The organism is Agromyces molybdatiresistens (genome assembly GCF_052748445.2).
Genome location: NZ_CM188258.1, coordinates 2,073,485 through 2,090,251 on the forward strand (window position 1 = coordinate 2,073,485; position 16,767 = coordinate 2,090,251).

General features: G+C 71.6%; 15 protein-coding genes. 3 read left to right on the forward strand and 12 right to left on the reverse strand.

The window, feature by feature from the left end; translation table 11 throughout:
• Window positions 1-15 precede the first annotated feature (15 nt).
• The 6 genes from ACULK2_RS09600 to rplU form a co-directional block, all read right to left on the reverse strand.
• The gene (locus ACULK2_RS09600; protein WP_445967036.1) at window positions 16-234 is read right to left on the reverse strand and encodes a hypothetical protein; all 219 of its coding nucleotides are present in this window, start codon (window positions 232-234) and stop codon (window positions 16-18) included.
• Between the two features lie 68 nt (window positions 235-302).
• Entirely contained in the window at window positions 303-1,583 is a 1,281-nt protein-coding gene (locus ACULK2_RS09605) for a glutamate-5-semialdehyde dehydrogenase (protein WP_445967037.1), read from the reverse strand.
• Window positions 1,584-1,629: 46 nt separating this feature from the next.
• Complete coding sequence (gene proB, locus ACULK2_RS09610) at window positions 1,630-2,415, reverse strand: glutamate 5-kinase (protein WP_445967038.1); 786 nt, start codon at window positions 2,413-2,415, stop codon at window positions 1,630-1,632.
• The gene (gene obgE, locus ACULK2_RS09615; RefSeq protein ID WP_445967039.1) at window positions 2,412-3,947 is read right to left on the reverse strand and encodes a GTPase ObgE; all 1,536 of its coding nucleotides are present in this window, start codon (window positions 3,945-3,947) and stop codon (window positions 2,412-2,414) included. Before obgE ends, proB begins: the two co-directional genes overlap by 4 nt.
• A 68-nt stretch (window positions 3,948-4,015) precedes the next feature.
• On the reverse strand, window positions 4,016-4,273 hold the full coding sequence (rpmA, locus tag ACULK2_RS09620; protein WP_445967040.1) for a 50S ribosomal protein L27: 258 nt from the start codon (window positions 4,271-4,273) through the stop codon (window positions 4,016-4,018).
• A gap of 21 nt (window positions 4,274-4,294) precedes the next feature.
• Window positions 4,295-4,603 carry a 50S ribosomal protein L21 gene (gene rplU / locus ACULK2_RS09625; protein ID WP_166548834.1) on the reverse strand — a complete coding sequence of 103 codons (309 nt, stop codon included), beginning with the start codon at window positions 4,601-4,603 and terminating at the stop codon, window positions 4,295-4,297.
• Window positions 4,604-4,863: 260 nt separating this feature from the next.
• Between rplU and ACULK2_RS09630 the strand changes: the two genes are divergently transcribed.
• Window positions 4,864-5,145 carry a DUF4031 domain-containing protein gene (locus ACULK2_RS09630; RefSeq protein ID WP_445967041.1) on the forward strand — a complete coding sequence of 94 codons (282 nt, stop codon included), beginning with the start codon at window positions 4,864-4,866 and terminating at the stop codon, window positions 5,143-5,145.
• Here ACULK2_RS09630 and ACULK2_RS09635 read toward each other — a convergent pair.
• Complete coding sequence (locus tag ACULK2_RS09635; RefSeq protein ID WP_445967042.1) at window positions 5,131-7,908, reverse strand: Rne/Rng family ribonuclease; 2,778 nt, start codon at window positions 7,906-7,908, stop codon at window positions 5,131-5,133. The genes ACULK2_RS09630 and ACULK2_RS09635 overlap by 15 nt on opposite strands.
• 295 nt (window positions 7,909-8,203) lie before the next feature.
• On the opposite strand from ACULK2_RS09635, the gene ACULK2_RS09640 reads away from it, so the two are divergent.
• Window positions 8,204-8,827, forward strand: a complete 624-nt coding sequence (locus ACULK2_RS09640; RefSeq protein ID WP_445967043.1) for a vitamin K epoxide reductase family protein — start codon at window positions 8,204-8,206, stop codon at window positions 8,825-8,827.
• Window positions 8,828-8,923: 96 nt separating this feature from the next.
• On the opposite strand, the gene ndk is transcribed toward ACULK2_RS09640, so the two are convergent.
• The 5 genes from ndk to ACULK2_RS09665 all read right to left on the reverse strand — a co-directional run bounded on the left by ndk (window position 8,924) and on the right by ACULK2_RS09665 (window position 15,178).
• The gene (gene ndk, locus ACULK2_RS09645; RefSeq protein WP_445967044.1) at window positions 8,924-9,346 is read right to left on the reverse strand and encodes a nucleoside-diphosphate kinase; all 423 of its coding nucleotides are present in this window, start codon (window positions 9,344-9,346) and stop codon (window positions 8,924-8,926) included.
• On the reverse strand, window positions 9,343-9,870 hold the full coding sequence (locus ACULK2_RS09650; protein WP_445967045.1) for a DUF4233 domain-containing protein: 528 nt from the start codon (window positions 9,868-9,870) through the stop codon (window positions 9,343-9,345). Before ACULK2_RS09650 ends, ndk begins: the two co-directional genes overlap by 4 nt.
• Window positions 9,867-11,240, reverse strand: coding sequence for a bifunctional folylpolyglutamate synthase/dihydrofolate synthase (locus ACULK2_RS09655; protein WP_445967046.1), 1,374 nt, complete (start codon window positions 11,238-11,240; stop codon window positions 9,867-9,869). The genes ACULK2_RS09650 and ACULK2_RS09655 overlap by 4 nt, the downstream gene beginning before the upstream one ends.
• Window positions 11,237-14,581 (reverse strand): isoleucine--tRNA ligase, encoded by a 3,345-nt coding sequence (ileS, locus tag ACULK2_RS09660; protein WP_445967579.1) that lies wholly within the window; start codon window positions 14,579-14,581, stop codon window positions 11,237-11,239. Before ileS ends, ACULK2_RS09655 begins: the two co-directional genes overlap by 4 nt.
• Before the next feature lie 246 nt (window positions 14,582-14,827).
• Complete coding sequence (locus ACULK2_RS09665; protein WP_445967047.1) at window positions 14,828-15,178, reverse strand: GntR family transcriptional regulator; 351 nt, start codon at window positions 15,176-15,178, stop codon at window positions 14,828-14,830.
• Between the two features lie 90 nt (window positions 15,179-15,268).
• On the opposite strand from ACULK2_RS09665, the gene ACULK2_RS09670 reads away from it, so the two are divergent.
• Window positions 15,269-16,609: an MFS transporter gene (locus tag ACULK2_RS09670; protein ID WP_445967048.1), complete on the forward strand. Its 1,341-nt coding sequence runs from the start codon at window positions 15,269-15,271 to the stop codon at window positions 16,607-16,609.
• Window positions 16,610-16,767 lie beyond the last annotated feature (158 nt).

Genomic DNA, 16,767 nt, shown 5'->3' on the forward strand with positions numbered 1-16,767 from the left:
GCGGGACCGGACGCGTCAGTGACCGCCGTGCTGGTTCCCCGCGTGGCGGGCCGCGTAGGCCTCGGCCTTGCTGCGGTGGCGGTTCGCCACGTCGCGGTAGGAGTACACCACGAAACCGAGCGCCGCGAAGATGGCGAAGACGATGACACCGAACCAGATCGGGTCGAAGGCGAGTTCCCTCGCGTACACGGTCTCGGTCAGGACGCTGCTCGTCAGTGCGGTCGCAAGGCTCATCAGCCGTTCCTCCAGGTCTTTCGGGTGACGCTCAGGACAGTCTAGCGGGGGCGCCGGTCCGGATTCGTTCAGCCGCGCACGTGCCCGGCGCCGCGCACGATCCACTTCGTGCTCGTGAGCTCGGGCAGGCCCATGGGACCGCGCGCGTGCAGCTTCTGCGTCGAGATCCCGACCTCCGCGCCGAAGCCGAACTCGGCGCCGTCCGTGAATCGCGTCGAGGCGTTGACCATGACCGCGGCGGCATCCACCTCGTCGAGGAACCGCTCGGCGTTGCCGAGGTCGTTCGTCACGATCGACTCGGTGTGCTTCGTCGAGAAGCGTCGGATGTGCGCGAGCGCGTCGTCGAGCGAGTCGACCACGCCGACGTTGAGGTCGAGGCTCATGTGCTCGGTCGCCCAGTCCTCGTCGGTCGTGGGCAGTGCCTCCGGGTGCATCGCGCGAACGCGCTCGTCGCCGTGTACGGTGACGCCGGATGCCTCGAGCCGGGCGAGCACGGGCGGCAGGAGCCGCTCGGCGGCGTCGGCGTGCACGAGGAGCGTCTCGAGGGCGTTGCAGACGCTGGGCCGCTGGACCTTGGCGTTGTGCACGAGGTCCACGGACCAGTCCTCGCGCGCGCTGGCGTCGAGGAACATGTGGACGACCCCGGCTCCGGTCTCGATCACGGGCACGGTCGCCTCGTCGACGACGGCGCGGATGAGCGCCGCGCTCCCCCGCGGGATGAGCACGTCGACGTAGTCGCGCGACCGCATGAGGTGGCGCGCGCCCTCGCGGCCGAAGTCGTCGACCGTCTGCACGACGTCTCCGGGGAGCCCGGCGGCCTCGACCGCCTCGCGGAGCACCTCGACGAGCACGGCGTTGGTGCGCTCGGCGGCGGAGCCGCCGCGCAGGGCGACCGCATTGCCGCTCTTCAGCGCGAGCGCGGCGATGTCGACCGTGACGTTCGGGCGCGCCTCGTAGATCGCACCCACGACGCCGAGGGGCACGCGCACCTGCTCGATGCGCACGCCGTTCGGGAGCGTGCGCCCGCTGACGGTCTCGCCGACCGGATCGCCGAGCGCGATGACGTCGAGCACGGCGTCGGCGATCGCGCCGATCCGTCGCTCGTCGAGCGTCAACCGGTCGAGCAGCCCCGTGCCGAGGCCCGACGCGCGCCCGCGCTCGAGGTCGTCGCGGTTCGCGGCGACGATGTCGACGGACCGCGCCCGCAGCCGCTCCGCGATCGCCGCGAGAGCGGCGTCCTTCTCGGCGGTCGTCGCGCGCGCCAGGCGGCGCGACGCCTCCTTCGCAGCGGCGAGGCGCGCGTCGAGCACCTCGGTGAGGTCGGCGGGGGCGGTCTGGACGTCGGTCATGCGACCAGCCTAGTTCCGGCGCACCAGTGGGGCGCCGACTGTGACGTCAGCCGGAGGCGGGCTCGAACCAGGTGCCCACGTGCTCGCCGGAGAGCGCCTCCGCCACGAGCGAGGTGGCCGTGACGAGCACCCCGGTACCGGATGCCGCGGCGATCCGGGCGGCCGAGACCTTCGTCTCCGCGCCGCCGGTGCCGACGCCGGCGCGGCCGATCGAGCCGATCTCGACGCCCTCGAGCTCGTCGCCGAACGGCACGTGTCCGATCCGCTCGGCGCCGGGCAGGTGGGGCGGCCGGGTGTAGAGCGCGTCGACGTCGCTGAGCAGCACGAGCAGATCGGCGGCCGTGAGCTCGGCGACCATCGCGGCGAGCCGGTCGTTGTCGCCGAATCGGATCTCGTGCGTGGCGACGGTGTCGTTCTCGTTCACGATCGGCAGGATTCGGAGGCCGAGCAGCCGTTCCATGGCGCGCTGCGCGTTCAGGCGGTGCGTCGAGTTCTCGAGGTCGCCCGCCGTCAGCAGGACCTGGCCCGCGACGATCCGGTACCGCCGCAGGGACTCCTGGTAGCGGTAGATGAGGATGTTCTGGCCGACGGATGCCGCGGCCTGCTGCGTCGCGAGGTCGTCCGGTCGCGCATCGAGTTGCAGGTACGGCATGCCGGTCGCGATCGCGCCCGACGAGACGAGCACGACCTCGGCTCCGCGCGCGTGGGCGGCCGCGAGGGCGTCGACGAGCGGAGCGATCTGGCCGACGTTCTCGCCGGAGATCGACGAGGACCCGACCTTCACGACGATGCGACGGGCCGAGCCGATCGCGTCGCGGGTCAGACGGCTCATCCGCGAGCCTCGTCGTCGGCGGCCGCGTCATCCCCTCCGTCGGCCCAGATGCCGGCCTCGCGCTCGCGCTGGAGTTCGGCGCGCGCCTCGGCCTTGGCGTCCATCCGGTCGTGGTAGCCGGCGCGGCGCTCGGCGCGCGTGGCTCGGCGGTTCTCGTCGAGGCGCTCGTCGGTGCCTCGAGGCGAGGACATCAGCTCGGCCGTCGAGGTGAGGGTGGGCTCCCAGTCGAAGACCACGCCGGCGCCCGGGCCGATGACGACCGTCGAGCCGGCGACCGCGCCGGCGCGCACCAGTTCGTCCTCGACGCCGAGGCGCGCGAGTCGGTCGGCGAGGTAGCCGACGGCCTCGTCGTTGGCGAAGTCGGTCTGCGCGACCCATCGCTCGGGCTTGAGGCCGAGCACACGGTAGATCGTGCCGTAGCTGCCGCCCTCGGGCTTGACCACGAACTCGCGCTCCCGGACGGCCTTCGGCCGCAGCACGATGCGGGGCGCCTCCGGCTGCGCGGCGGCGTCGGCTCGGGCACGGTCGACGACCTCGCCGAGCGCGAAGCCGAGCTGGCGGAGGCCCTCGTGGCTCACGGTCGAGATCTCGAACACGCGGTAGCCGCGCGACTCGAGCTCGGGCCGGACGAACTCGGCGAGCTCTCTCGCTTCGGGGACGTCGATCTTGTTCAGCGCGACGAGCTGCGGGCGCTCGAGGAGCGGCACCTGGCCCTCGGGGACCTCGTACGCCTCGAGCTCGCCGAGGATGACCTCGAGGTCGGTGATCGGGTCGCGGCCGGGCTCGAGGGTCGCGCAGTCGAGGACGTGCAGCAGCGCCGAGCAGCGCTCGACGTGGCGGAGGAACTCGAGACCGAGGCCCTTGCCCTCGCTCGCGCCCTCGATCAGCCCGGGGACGTCGGCGACGGTGAACCGGTGGTCGCCGGCCTGGACGACGCCGAGGTTCGGGTGCAGCGTGGTGAACGGGTAGTCGGCGATCTTCGGCCGAGCGGCGGAGAGCGCGGCGATGAGGCTCGACTTGCCCGCCGACGGGAAGCCGACGAGCGCGACATCCGCGATGGTCTTCAGCTCGAGCGTGACCTCGCCCTCGTAGCCGGGCGTTCCGAGGAGCGCGAAGCCCGGCGCCTTGCGCTTCGGCGACGACAGTGCCGCGTTGCCGAGGCCGCCCTGGCCGCCGGGCGCGACGACGAACCGCATACCGGGCTCGGTGAAGTCGACGAGCTCGGTGCCGTCCTGGTCCTTGACGACCGTGCCGACGGGCACCGGAAGTTCGAGGATCTCGCCGGCGGCGCCCGAGCGGTTGTCGCCCGCTCCCGGCTGCCCGTTCTCCGAGGTGCGGTGCGGTCGCCCGTGGTACGCGAGGAGGGTCGTCACCTGCGGGTCGGCGACGAGCACGATGTCGCCGCCGTCACCGCCGTTGCCGCCGTCGGGGCCCGCGAGCGGCTTGAACTTCTCACGGCGCACCGACACGCAGCCGTTGCCGCCGTGACCGGCGCGCAGGAACAGCCGGACCTGGTCGACGAAGCTCACCATGCCGCTGCCCTCCTCTCAGGAAACACGTGAGGGCGAGCCGAAGCCCGCCCTCACGAAACCGATCTCGCTTACGCGTCGACCGAAACGATGTTCACGACCTTGCGGCCGCCCTTCTTGCCGAACTCGACCGCGCCCGCCTCGAGGGCGAACAGCGTGTCGTCGCCGCCGCGACCCACACCCGCACCGGGGTGGAAGTGGGTGCCGCGCTGGCGGACGAGGATCTCGCCGGCCTTGACGACCTGGCCGCCGAAGCGCTTCACGCCGAGGTACTGCGCGTTCGAGTCACGACCGTTGCGAGTGGAGCTCGCACCCTTCTTGTGTGCCATTGTCCCTGTCTCCTCTGGCCGTTACTTGATGCCGGTGATCTTGACGCGCGTGAGCTCCTGACGGTGGCCCTGGCGCTTCTTGTAGCCGGTCTTGTTCTTGAACTTCTGGATCACGATCTTCGGACCGCGCAGGTCGTTCAGGACCTCGGCCGTGACCGTGACCTTGGCGAGCGACTTCGCGTCGGAGGTGATCTTGTCGCCGTCCACGAGGAGGACGGGCGTGAGCTGGACGTTGCCGTCCTTGTCGGCCGCGATCCGGTCCATCGTCACGATGGTGCCGACCTCGACCTTCTCCTGCCGGCCACCGGCGCGCACTACTGCGTAAACCACTTCTCGTACCTATCTCCGGGGAGCCTTGCGACTCCGTCTACTTGATGGGATGTCACTGCGCGGGAGACCCCAGCGGGAAAGAGGGTCGTCACTGCCAGAAAACTGTGCGTGCCGTCCGGGATAAGCGGTGGCACCAACGGTCGAGTTTACACGGATGCCGCAGGGGCGGTCAAACGGGCGTCACCCGCGTGTCGCCGGCGCGCGCGCCGTCCCGCCATCGGACCCCGAACGGATGCCGGGGCCCGGCGTACACTCGGCCCATGGCCGTGCTCATCGACCCGCCGCTCTGGCCGAAGCACGGCACCGTCTGGTCGCACCTGGTGAGCGACACGTCGATCGAGGAACTCGTCGCCTTCGCCGATCGGAACGGCATCCCGCGGCGAGGGTTCGACCTCGACCACTACGACGTGCCCGCCGAGCGCTACGACGGACTGGTCGCGGCCGGGGCGGAGCCCGTCCCGGCGCGCGACCTCGTCCGCCGTCTGGCCGCGAGCGGGCTCAGGGTCACGCCGCGGGACCGCCGCGCCTCACTCGGAGGCTGAGTCCGCCGGGGAGCCGTCGGGTCGCGTGATGACCGGCGGGGCGCCCGCCGGGCTCAGCGCGGCCGTGGAGACGCGTCGGCTGCGCGATCGCGAGCGGCCCTCCCCCGCGGCCTTCGGCGCGGGCAACGCGTCGAGCACGGAGTCGAGGAGCGTCTCGGCCTCGGCCACCCGAGCCGGCCGGTCGCGGCGCACGGGCGCCTCGGGCAGGTCGATCAGGGCCGGCTGGCGCGATGCCGCGTCGTCGGCCGCCTGGCGGGAGTCGCCGACCGGCGCCTCGGTGTCGGCCGCCGGCTCGGGCGTCCGCTCCTCGGCACGGACCTCGTCGGCTTGACGCTCCTGCGTCTGGCTGCGATCGCCCGGCGCCTGCTGCGAGCCCGACCCGCGCGACGCGCGGCGACGGCCGCGCCGACGTTCGCTCCGCGGAGCCGACTCGGTGCCGGCAGGCGCGGCATCCGTCGTCTCGGGCACAGGAGCGCCCGCGTCGGGCGCGTCGCCGGCCTCGACCGATGCGGCGGCCGCCGCGGGCCGCTGCTCCCCGTGCGAGACGGTCGACGCGGCGATCTGCGCGAGGGCGTTCTTGACGTCCTCCGTGATCGCGTGCGTGCCCTGGTGGGCCTTGTCGGTCGCGGGCTGCTGCTGGCCGCCGCCGCTGCCGCCGTTCCCGCCGCCGCGGTTGCGACGGCGCTCGACCTGCTGCTGCGGGGCGCGATGCTTCGCGACCGGCTCGTGGTGCACGATGATGCCGCGACCGGCGCAGACGTCGCACGGCTCGCTGAAGGTCTCGAGGAGCCCGAGGCCGAGCTTCTTGCGGGTCATCTGCACGAGGCCGAGCGAGGTGACCTCGGCGACCTGGTGCTTCGTGCGGTCGCGCGAGAGGCACTCGACGAGGCGGCGCAGCACGAGGTCGCGATTGGACTCGAGCACCATGTCGATGAAGTCGACGACGATGATGCCGCCGATGTCGCGCAGGCGCAGCTGGCGCACGATCTCCTCGGCCGCCTCGAGGTTGTTCTTGGTGACCGTCTCCTCGAGGTTTCCGCCCGAGCCGACGAACTTGCCCGTGTTGACGTCGACGACGGTCATCGCCTCGGTGCGGTCGATGATGAGCGAGCCGCCGGAGGGCAGCCACACCTTGCGCTCGAGCGCCTTCTCGATCTGCTCCGTGATGCGGAACTCGTCGAACGCATCGCGCTCGCCCTCGTACGCCTCGACCCGCTCGAGCAGGTCGGGCGCGACCTGGCCGAGGTACTTCTCGATCGTGCGACGCGCCTCGTCGCCCGAGATGACCATCTTCTGGAAGTCCTCGTTGAAGACGTCGCGGACGATCTTGATGAGCAGGTCGGGCTCGGAGTGCAGGAGCGCCGGAGCCTGGACCTTCTCGATGGTCTGCGAGATGTCGGCCCACTGGGCGATGAGGCGATTCACGTCACGCGTGAGCTGCTCCTCGGTGGCGCCCTCGGCCGCCGTGCGGACGATGACGCCCTGGTTCTCGGGGAGCACCTCCTTGAGGATCTTCTTCAGGCGGGCACGCTCGGTGTCGGGGAGCTTCCGGCTGATGCCGTTCATCGAGCCGTTCGGCACGTAGACGAGGTAGCGGCCGGGCAGCGAGATCTGGCTCGTGAGGCGCGCGCCCTTGTGGCCCACCGGGTCCTTGGTGACCTGGACGAGCACACGGTCGCCCGGCTTCAGCGCGAGCTCGATGCGGCGGGGCTGGTTCTTCTCGCCGTTCTCGGCGGCGGCGTCCCAGTCGACCTCGCCCGAGTAGAGCACGGCGTTGCGTCCGCGGCCGATGTCGACGAACGCGGCCTCCATCGAGGGCAGCACGTTCTGGACGCGGCCGAGGTAGACGTTGCCGATGAGCGAGGCGTCCTGGTTGCGTGCGACGTAGTGCTCGACGAGCACGTTGTCCTCCATCACGCCGATCTGGATGCGGCCGCCCTTCTGGCGGACCACCATCTGGCGGTCGACCGACTCGCGACGCGCGAGGAACTCGGCCTCGGTGATGACGGCGCGGCGGCGACCGGCGTCGCGCCCGTCGCGACGACGCTGCTTCTTCGCCTCGAGCCGGGTGGAGCCCTTGACCTTCTGCGGCTCGGTGATGAGCTCGGGCTCGCGGGGCTTGCGGACCTTGACCACCGTGTTCGCGGGGTCGTCCTCGTTCGAGCGCGACTCCTCGCCGCTGCGGCGGCGCGAGCGACGGCGGACGCTCGATGCCTCGCGATCGGCGGCCTCGCGCCCGGCGGCGCGCTCGTCGCGCTCGGGTCCACTGCCGACGGGCGGGGTGAGGACCGGCGGCGCATGGAAGATGAGCGACGTGGTCGAGAGCACCGACGGGATCGGAGACTCGGGCTCGGCCCCCTCGTCGGCGACGGATGCCTCGGCCTCGGCGTCCGCAGGGCCGCGCTCCACGTCGGACTCGCCGTCGGCCCCCTTCGGCGCGGACGCGTCGTCGGCCGACGTCTCTCCCGCCGGCGTCTCGGAGGCGGGTGTCTCGTCGACCGGGGTCGCGGCGTCGCCCGACCGGACGTCCGTCGCACGGTCGGAGGTCTCCTCGACGGGCGCGGATGTGGGCGCTGCCTCAACGGGGACCTGGGGTCCGGTCGGCGTCGCGGCGGCCTCGTCGCCCCGACCTGCCGCCTCGGCGGCGGCGTTCGGCACGACCTGCGCGCGACGACCCGTGCGGCGCGCGCCGAAGAGCCCGCTCCGGCGTCGAGGCTCGTCTTCGGGCGATACGTTCGGCGGTGTTGCGTTGTCTTCCACCATCTCTGGTGCACTCCTACACCGGGTCCGACGGCCGCGCCATCGTTCCCGTACTCCTCGGAGCGGTCCGGCGCGTTTCGCGCCGTTCCGCCAATCCTTCACTGCTGCGCCCGGCGGGTGCCGGTGACGCCAAATCTCGCGGTTCCTCCGCGGATGGGATGCGGTGCATCCTCGAAGCCCTCGTTGGCGTCGCACCGGGCGCGGCCCGGGCGACTGCATCGATTATCGCACGCTCCCCCGGCCGGCCGGTGAATCGCCGTGCCGGAAGCCGTTCGGGAAGGCGTGCCAGAATCGGGGCATGCCCGACTCCGCCCGTGCGTCCCGGCCGATCGGCCTCGCCGTCTTCCTCCTCGTCGCGGGAGCGCTGGGCCTCCTCGCCGCGTTCGAGCTGTCGCTCGAGAAGGTGCTGACGCTCGCCGATCCGAGCCACGTCCCCAACTGCAACGTGGGCGTGCTCGTCGGCTGCTCGACCAACCTGGCCTCGTGGCAGGGCAGTCTCTTCGGTTTCCCCAACCCGTTCATCGGGCTCATGGCGTGGCCGGTCGTGATCACGATCGGGATGGCGCTGCTCGCCGGCGCACGCTTCGCGCGCTGGTTCTGGATCGGGCTGAACGTCGGCGTCGCCGGCGCCGTCGTGTTCGTCGGCTGGCTGATCTACCAGAGCATCTACGTGCTCGACGTCCTGTGCCCGTGGTGCATGCTCACGTGGGCGGTCACGATCCCGACCTTCCTCGTCGTCACCCTGCGGAACCTCCGAGAGGGCGTGTTCGGCGGGTCGTCCGAGCTCCGCCGGTTCGCGGCATCCGCCATGGGGTGGATCGTGGTGATCACGGTCGCGTGCTACGCGCTCGTGATCGTGCTCGCGCAGGCGCAGATGAACGCCATCCCCCGCGTCATCATCGACCTGCAGAACCTCTTCTGATCGACCGGGCAGGTGCCCGAGCGGCGGGAGCCCACGGACGACCGCGGGGCCGCGACATCCGCCGATCGGATGACGAGGCCCCGCGCCGCACGGAACTCAGGCGAACCAGAGCGAGAGTTCGCGCTCGGCCGACTCGACCGAGTCGGAGCCGTGCACCAGGTTCTGCTGGACCTTGAGCCCCCAGTCGCGGCCGAAGTCGCCGCGGACCGTGCCCGGGAGGGCGGTCGTGGGGTCCGTCGCGCCCGCGAGGACGCGGAAGCCCTCGATCACCCGGTTGCCGGCGACGCGCATGGCGACCACGGGGCCCGACTCCATGAACTCGAGCAGCGGCTCGTAGAAGGGCTTGCCCTCGTGCTCGGCGTAGTGCTGGGCGAGCAGGTCGCGGCTGGGCTGCAGCATGCGGATGTCGACGAGGGAGTAGCCCTTCGCCTCGATGCGGCGCAGGATCTCGCCGGTGAGGTTGCGTGCGACGCCGTCGGGCTTGACGAGGACGAGGGTCTCTTCGATGGCGGTGGTCATGCGGGTTCCTTTCCAGGGTCGGCGTCCGCGGCGGCGGCGGCCGCGCGGGCACGATCGATGCGCGCGCCGACGATCATGCAGTACGCCCACATGCCGCCGAACAGCGCGCCGACGACGAACATCGCCGGGTTGAGGAGCCCCGAGAGGAGCAGGAGCGCCTGCAGGGCCCAGCCCAGCACGTACGCCCACTCGTATCGGAGCAGCGGGATGGTGATGACGAGACCGAGGATCACGACGCCGCCCGCCGCGAGCGGGACCCAGGTCGGCAGCCCGAACGCGCCGCCCTCCTCGCGGGAGAGTCCCCAGATCACGAGCGCGGCGAGGAACACGACCACGATCTCGAAGGTCAGCACGATCGAGGCGAGGCTCTCGCGGACCGAGCGGGCGCGTCGCGCGGGGCTGGACGGCGGCGCCTGCGCGGCGGCGTCGGCGTCGCCCTCACGGCGTGCCCGGCCGGTGCCGGAATCGTCGGCCGGATCCTCCATCGAGCGGTCGTCCCCCGGCGCGGATGCCGCGGCGGTCACCGGTCGCTCCAGCCGCGGTCCTCGGCGATCGCCAGGACGTCGCCGACGAGCGTGATCGAACCGGTCACGACCACGCCGCGCTTCTCGCCGCGGCCCGCCCAGTCGCGGGCCTCGTCGAGCGCGTCGTCGAGGCGTTCGGCCACGTCGACCCGCTCGGCGCCGACGACGTCGGCGACGAGGACCGCGAGCCGATCGGCCGGCACCGCGCGATCGGACTCGGACGTGGTGACGATGAAGTGCGCCCCGGTCGGCTCGAGCGCGCGGACGATGCCCGCGGCATCCTTGTCGCCCAGGATGCCGAGCACGATCACGAGCTCGTCGAAGTCGAACGCCTCGCCGAGCGCCGCGACGAGCGCCGTCGCGCCGTGCGGGTTGTGGGCGGCGTCCACGAGGATCGCCGGGTCGGTCGAGACGAGCTGCAGGCGACCGGGCGAGGTCGCGGCGCCGAGGCCTGCTTCGAGCACGTCGTCGGCCAGCCGCACCGACCGACCGAGGAACGCCTCGACGGCGGCGATCGCGACCGCGGCGTTCTCGGCCTGGTGTCGGCCGTGGAGCGGCAGCGCGAGGTCGCGGTACTCCCCCGCGAGTCCGCGGACGGACACGAGTTGCCCACCGACGGCGACGCGCGAGTCGAGGATCGCGAACGCGCCGCCCTCGACCGCGAGGCTCGCCTCGTTCCGCTCCGCGACCTCGCTGAGGACGCGCAGCGCATCGGGCTCCTGGAAGGCCGTGACGACCTCCGCCCCGGGCTTGATGATGCCCGCCTTGGTGCGCGCGATCTCCGCCACCGTGCGGCCGAGGCGCTGCTCGTGGTCGATCGCGATGGGCGTGATCACGGCGACCTGGCCGTCGGCGACGTTCGTCGAGTCCCACTCGCCGCCCATGCCGACCTCGAGCACCACGACGTCGACGGGTGCGTCGGCGAACGCCGCGAAGGCGAGCACCGTGAGGGCCTCGAAGTAGGTCAGCGCCTCCTCGCCACGACCGGTGAGCTCGTCGTCGACGATCGCGACGACGGGCGTGATCTCGTCCCAGATGCGGGCGACCGCCTCGTCGGCGATCGGCTCGCCGTCGATGCGGATCCGCTCGGTGAACCGCACGAGGTGCGGGCTGGTGAGCAGGCCCGTGCGAAGTCCCTGCGCGCGCAGGATGGACTCGATCATCCGGCTCGTCGACGTCTTGCCGTTCGTGCCGGTGAGGTGGATGACGGGCGCCGCGCGGTGCGGGTCGCCGAGGAGCTCCACGGCACGACGGGTCGCGTCGAGCCGCGGCTGGGGCGCCGACTCGCCGACGCGGGCGAGCAGGTCGGCGTAGACGGCGTCGGCCGCGTCGCGCTCCTCGGGCGTGGCGTCGGGGATCGGGTCGGTCATCGGGCCGCCTCCGCGAGCTTCTCGACGGCGACGAGCAGCTTCGACCCGTCGCCCAGCTTGTGGGCGGCGTCGCCGTCGACCGCGCCGATCGTGACCAGCACCTCGGGCGCGAGCGTCTCGCGGCCGATGAGGTCGCGATGCGCCTCGGCCGCCGCCGCGCCGGCGGCGTCGAGCGTGAGGTCGAGCCGGATCCGGTCGCCGACCTCGAGGCCCGCGGCCTTCCGCGACTCCTGCACGGCGCGAACGATGTCGCGCGCGAGGCCCTCGGCCTCGAGCTCGGGGGTCGTCCGCACGTCGAGGATCGCGAATCCGCCGTCGGCGAGGAGACCGAGGGCGTTGCCGCCGTCGGCGCCGCCGTTCGCCTCGAGCACGAGGTCGTACTCGCCGGGCTCCAGCGCGATGCCGCCGGCCACGACCGCGTCGCCGTCGAGCGACCAGTCGCCGCCGCGCGCCGCCTGGATCGCCTGCTGGACCTGCTTGCCGAGACGGGGGCCGGCGGCGCGGGCGTTCACCGTGAGGCGCGTGGTCACGCCGTACGCGGCCGCACTCGAGTCGTCGAGCTCGACGAGGTCGACGCGCTTGACGTTGAGCTCGTCGCGCAGGATCGCCTCGAACGGCGCGAGGCTCGCGGCATCCGTCGTCACGACCGTGAGCGACGCGAGCGGCAGGCGCACGCGGCGACCGGCCTGCTTCCGCAGCGCGAGGACCGCACCCGTGACTTCGCGTACGGCGTCCATCGCGGCGACGAGTTCCGGGTCGGCCGGGAACTCGTCGGCGACGGGCCAGTCGGCCAGGTGCACGCTGCGGCCGCCGGTGAGGCCCCGCCACACCTTCTCGCTGACGAGCGGCAGCATGGGCGCGGCGAGGCGCGTGAGCGTCTCGAGGACCGTGTACAGGGTGTCGAACGCCTCGGCACCCGAGCCGCCGTCGCCCACGCCCTGCCAGAACCGGTCGCGCGAGCGACGCACGTACCAGTTCGTGAGCACGTCGCCGAAGTCGCGGAGCTTCTGCGATGCGAGCGTCGTGTCGAAGGCCTCGTAGTCGGCGGTCACGGCCTCGACGAGATCGCGGAGCTTCGCGAGCAGGTACCGGTCGAGCACGTCGGTCGACGACGTCGAGCGGGACGCCTCGTAACCGCCCTCGCGCGCCGTGTTGGCGTACAGCGAGAAGAAGTACCAGGTGCTCCAGAGCGGCAGCATGAGCTGGCGCACGCCCTCGCGGATGCCCTCCTCGGTGACGACCAGATTGCCGCCGCGCAGCACCGGGCTCGACATGAGGAACCAGCGCATCGCGTCGGAGCCGTCGCGTTCGAACACCTCGGAGACGTCCGGGTAGTTGCGCAGCGACTTCGACATCTTCTGCCCGTCGCTGCCGAGCACGATGCCGTGGCTCACGACGTTCTTGAACGCCGGGCGGTCGAAGAGCGCGGTCGCGAGCACGTGCATGACGTAGAACCAGCCGCGCGTCTGCCCGATGTACTCGACGATGAAGTCGGCCGGGTTGTGCGTGTCGAACCAGTCCTGGTTCTCGAACGGGTAGTGCACCTGCGCGAACGGCATCGAGCCGGAGTCGAACCAGACGTCGAAGACGTCGTCGATCCGTCGCATGGTCGACTTCCCGGTCGGGTCGTCGGGGTTCGGCCGGGTCAGCTCGTCGATGTACGGGCGGTGCAGGTCGGGCTCGCCCTCGGGGTTCCGGGGGACGCGCCCGAAGTCGCGCTCGAGCTCCTCCAGCGAGCCGTAGACGTCGACGCGCGGGTACTCGGGGTCGTCGCTCTTCCACACCGGGATCGGCGAACCGAAGTACCGGTTGCGGCTGATCGACCAGTCGCGGGCGTTGCCGACCCACTTGCCGAACTGGCCGTACTTGACGTTCTCGGGGACCCAGGTGATGTCCTCGTTGAGCTCCGACATCCGGTCGCGGAACTCGGGCACGCGCACGAACCAGCTCGAGACCGCCTTGTAGATGAGCGGATTGCGGCAACGCCAGCAGTGCGGGTACGAGTGCTCGTAGCTCGCCTGGCGGAGCAGGCGCCCCTCCGCCTTCAGCAGCTGGGTGAGCGGCTTGTTCGCGTCGGACCAGAGCAGCCCCGCGACATCCGTCACCTCGGGGAGGAACCGGCCGGAGTCGTCGACCGAGATCACGACCGGGATGCCGTGCGCCTCGCCGATCCTCTGGTCCTCCTCGCCGTAGGCCGGCGCCTGGTGCACGATGCCCGTACCGTCCTCGGTCGTGACGTAGTCGGCGACGAGCACGCGCCACGCGCGCTGGAGGCCGTACTTCTCGACGTCGGCGTAGTAGTCGAAGAGGCGGTCGTAGGTGACGTCCTCGAGCTCGGCGCCCTGCACCGTGCGGGAGACCGCGGCTCGGGCCTCGTCGGCCGATTCGTAGCCGAGCTCCTTGGCGTAGTTGCCGACGAGGTCGAGGGCGAGCAGGTACTCGGCGCCGAGCACCTCGGTGTCGGACGCCTCGTCGCGAGCCTGCTCGCGGAGGACCGTGGCGTCCGGGGTGCCGTTCGGTCCGGCGGGGACGACCGCGTAGGTGATCTCGGGCCCCACGGCGAGCGCGAAGTTCGTCGGGAGCGTCCAGGGCGTGGTCGTCCAGGCGAGGGCGCGCACGGCGGTGAGGCCGAGCGACTCGGCCTTCGGGCCCGTCAGCGGGAACGTGACCGTGACGGTCTGGTCCTGCCGGGGCTTGTAGACGTCGTCGTCCATGCGCAGCTCGTGGTTCGACAGCGGCGTCTGGTCGCGCCAGCAGTACGGCAGCACGCGGTGGCCCTCGTAGGCGAGCCCCTTCTCGTGCAGCGTCTTGAACGCCCAGAGCACCGATTCCATGAAGGTCACGTCGAGCGTCTTGTAGTCGTTCTCGAAGTCCACCCAGCGCGCCTGGCGCGTGACGTAGTCCTGCCACTCCTCGGTGTAGCGGAGCACGGCGTCGCGCGCGGCGCGGTTGAACGCCGCGATGCCCATCTCCTCGATCTGCACCTTGTCGGTGATGCCGAGCTGGCGCTCGGCCTCGAGCTCGGCGGGCAGGCCGTGCGTGTCCCAGCCGAAGCGGCGGTGCACCTGCTTGCCGCGCATGGTCTGGAAGCGCGGGAACACGTCCTTGGCGTAGCCGGTGAGGAGGTGGCCGTAATGCGGCAGGCCGTTCGCGAACGGCGGGCCGTCGTAGAAGACCCACTCCTCGGCGCCCTCGCGCTGGTCGATCGAGGCCTGGAAGGTGCCGTCGGCCTTCCAGTGCGCGAGCATCTCCTGCTCGATCGCCGGGAAGGACGGCGACGGCGTGACGGACTGCGGCTCGGGGTCCTGGCCCTTGGGGTACAACGCTCGCTCCTGCTTGATCTGCCGGTTCACGAGGACGGCCGGCTCGTCGAGCCCCACCGCGGTACCACCCCGCTTGCCCCGGCGATGCCGGGACCTCTCGTTCGTCAGCTGTGACGGGCTGGACCCGTTCGGTTCTAGTGGCGGGACGGATGCCTGGGCGCCCGTTCCGCGTTCTTCCGAAGACTCCCCGGTGATGGCCGGATCGATGTCGTTGCGGTCAATGGTACCGCGCGGGCCGTCACCGCGCGCGACGGCCGACCGCCGTCAGCGCCACGCCTCGCGCACGAGCGCGAGGAGGGCAGCGCGGTCGACGCCGTTCAGCCTGGCCTCGTCGACGAGGTCGTGGATGGCGCCGGCGAGCGCCGTGTGGTGGCCGAGCCGCTTCGCGACCACGGCACCCCGGCCCGGGTGCAGCTCGATGAACCCCTCGTCGCGGAGGCGCCGGTAGGCGCGGAGCACCGTGTTGACGTTGATGCCGAGCTGTTCGGCGAGGTCGCGGGCGGGCGGCAGGCGTTCGCCGAATCCGATGCGGCCGTCGACGATCGCGGCGCGGAGCGCGTCGCCGAGCCGCTCGAAGATGCGACCCTCGCCGCCGGGGTCGATGCGGATGCGCACGGAGGGAGCCTAGCACTTCATCCACTTGTGATAGTTGAAATGTCGCATTCGGCTTGTCGTGGCATCCGCCCGCTGTCAGGATGGCTCACCGTGACCACCGAAGCCCCATCCCCCGCTTCCCTTCCGGCTGCCTCGTCGCCCGTCCGGCGCGTCGCCTGGGCGTCCATGATCGGCACCTCGCTGGAGTCGTTCGACTTCTACGTCTTCGCGTACTTCAGCGCCTACTTCATCGGGCCGCTGTTCTTCGATCCGCTCGGCGACTTCGGCGGCACGCTCGCCGCGTTCGCCACGATCGGCGTGGCCTTCGTCGTTCGCCCGATCGGCGCCGCGATCTTCGGCCACATGGGCGACCGTCTCGGCCGCCGCGCGACCCTGCTGTGGACCGTCGGCATCATGGGCGTCGCGACGGGCCTCATCGGCCTGCTGCCGACCTACGCGCAGGCCGGATGGCTCGGCGCCGTGCTGCTCGTCCTGCTCCGCATCGCGCAGGGCCTCTCGCTCGGCGGCGAGTGGGGTGGTTCCATCCTGCTCGCGACCGAGCACTCGAGCCCGGTCAAGCGCGCGTTCTACGCGGCGGTGCCGCAGCTCGGCTCACCTGTGGGCTCGATCCTCTCCGCGGTCGTGTTCATCGTGATGACCCTCGCGCTCCCCGCCGAGGAGCTCGCTGCGTGGGGCTGGCGCATCCCGTTCCTGCTCGCCATCCCGCTGCTCGCGGTCTCACTCTACCTCCGCATCACCATCGACGAGACGCCCGTGTTCAAGGCCGTCGTCCAGGAGCGGCGCCGCGACCGCGTGCCGTTCGCGACCATGTTCCGCGCGCAGCCGACGGCCCTGGTCATCGCCTTCGGCGCGGCCCTGCTCGGCATCGGCTCGTACTCGCTGATGAACACGTACACCATCAACTACGGCGTCGGAACGCTCGGATTCAGCTTCCAGGACCTCCTCGTCGCGACCACGATCGGCGGGCTGCTGCAGCTGGTCACCATCCCGCTGTTCGGGTGGTGGGCGACGCGCATCGGTTCGGCCAGGGTCGTCGCGTACGGCGCGCTCGGCACGCTGCTCATCACGTTCCCGATGTACTGGCTGCTGCAGTTCGCGAGCTTCCCCGTGCTCGTCGGCACGATGATCGTCGGCGGGATCCTGCCGACCATGTCGTGGGCCGCGCTCGGTGGGCTCATGAACGACCTGTTCGCCGACCACTACCGCTACTCGGCGCTCTCGGTCGCGTACGCGGTCGCCGCGGCCGTCAGCGGGTTCATCCCGCTCGTCACCGCGATCCTCGGCGAGTCGACCGGGTACGTGTGGTGGCACCCCGGCGTCGTGCTCGCCCTCCTCTCGGCGATCACCCTCGTCTCCGCGTGGGCGGCCGGTCGCGTGCGCCATGCGCCGATCTCCGAGGACGGCCGCGAGGTGCAACCAGCGACCGTCTGAGCCCGGGAAGTGGGCGGATGCCGCGGCACGACGCCGCGGCATCCGCCCTCGTCGTTCGTGCGGTCCGGGGATCCGCATCCCCACCGGGCACGGCGGATTACCTCGACTCCGGTAGGCTGGACTGTCTCATATTCAGGCACCCCACTGGACTCGGTGCC

What these genes read in the sequence shown, in the direction of transcription:
- rpmA (WP_445967040.1), bottom strand. Translation starts at nt 4,273, where the DNA reads ATGGCACACAAGAAGGGTGCGAGCTCCACTCGCAACGGTCGTGACTCG.
- ACULK2_RS09630 (WP_445967041.1), top strand. Translation starts at nt 4,864, where the DNA reads ATGGCCGTGCTCATCGACCCGCCGCTCTGGCCGAAGCACGGCACCGTC.
- obgE (WP_445967039.1), bottom strand. Translation starts at nt 3,947, where the DNA reads ATGGTGAGCTTCGTCGACCAGGTCCGGCTGTTCCTGCGCGCCGGTCAC.
- ACULK2_RS09640 (WP_445967043.1), top strand. Translation starts at nt 8,204, where the DNA reads ATGCCCGACTCCGCCCGTGCGTCCCGGCCGATCGGCCTCGCCGTCTTC.
- ACULK2_RS09655 (WP_445967046.1), bottom strand. Translation starts at nt 11,240, where the DNA reads ATGACCGACCCGATCCCCGACGCCACGCCCGAGGAGCGCGACGCGGCC.
- proB (WP_445967038.1), bottom strand. Translation starts at nt 2,415, where the DNA reads ATGAGCCGTCTGACCCGCGACGCGATCGGCTCGGCCCGTCGCATCGTC.
- ACULK2_RS09635 (WP_445967042.1), bottom strand. Translation starts at nt 7,908, where the DNA reads ATGGTGGAAGACAACGCAACACCGCCGAACGTATCGCCCGAAGACGAG.
- ACULK2_RS09605 (WP_445967037.1), bottom strand. Translation starts at nt 1,583, where the DNA reads ATGACCGACGTCCAGACCGCCCCCGCCGACCTCACCGAGGTGCTCGAC.
- ndk (WP_445967044.1), bottom strand. Translation starts at nt 9,346, where the DNA reads ATGACCACCGCCATCGAAGAGACCCTCGTCCTCGTCAAGCCCGACGGC.
- ACULK2_RS09600 (WP_445967036.1), bottom strand. Translation starts at nt 234, where the DNA reads ATGAGCCTTGCGACCGCACTGACGAGCAGCGTCCTGACCGAGACCGTG.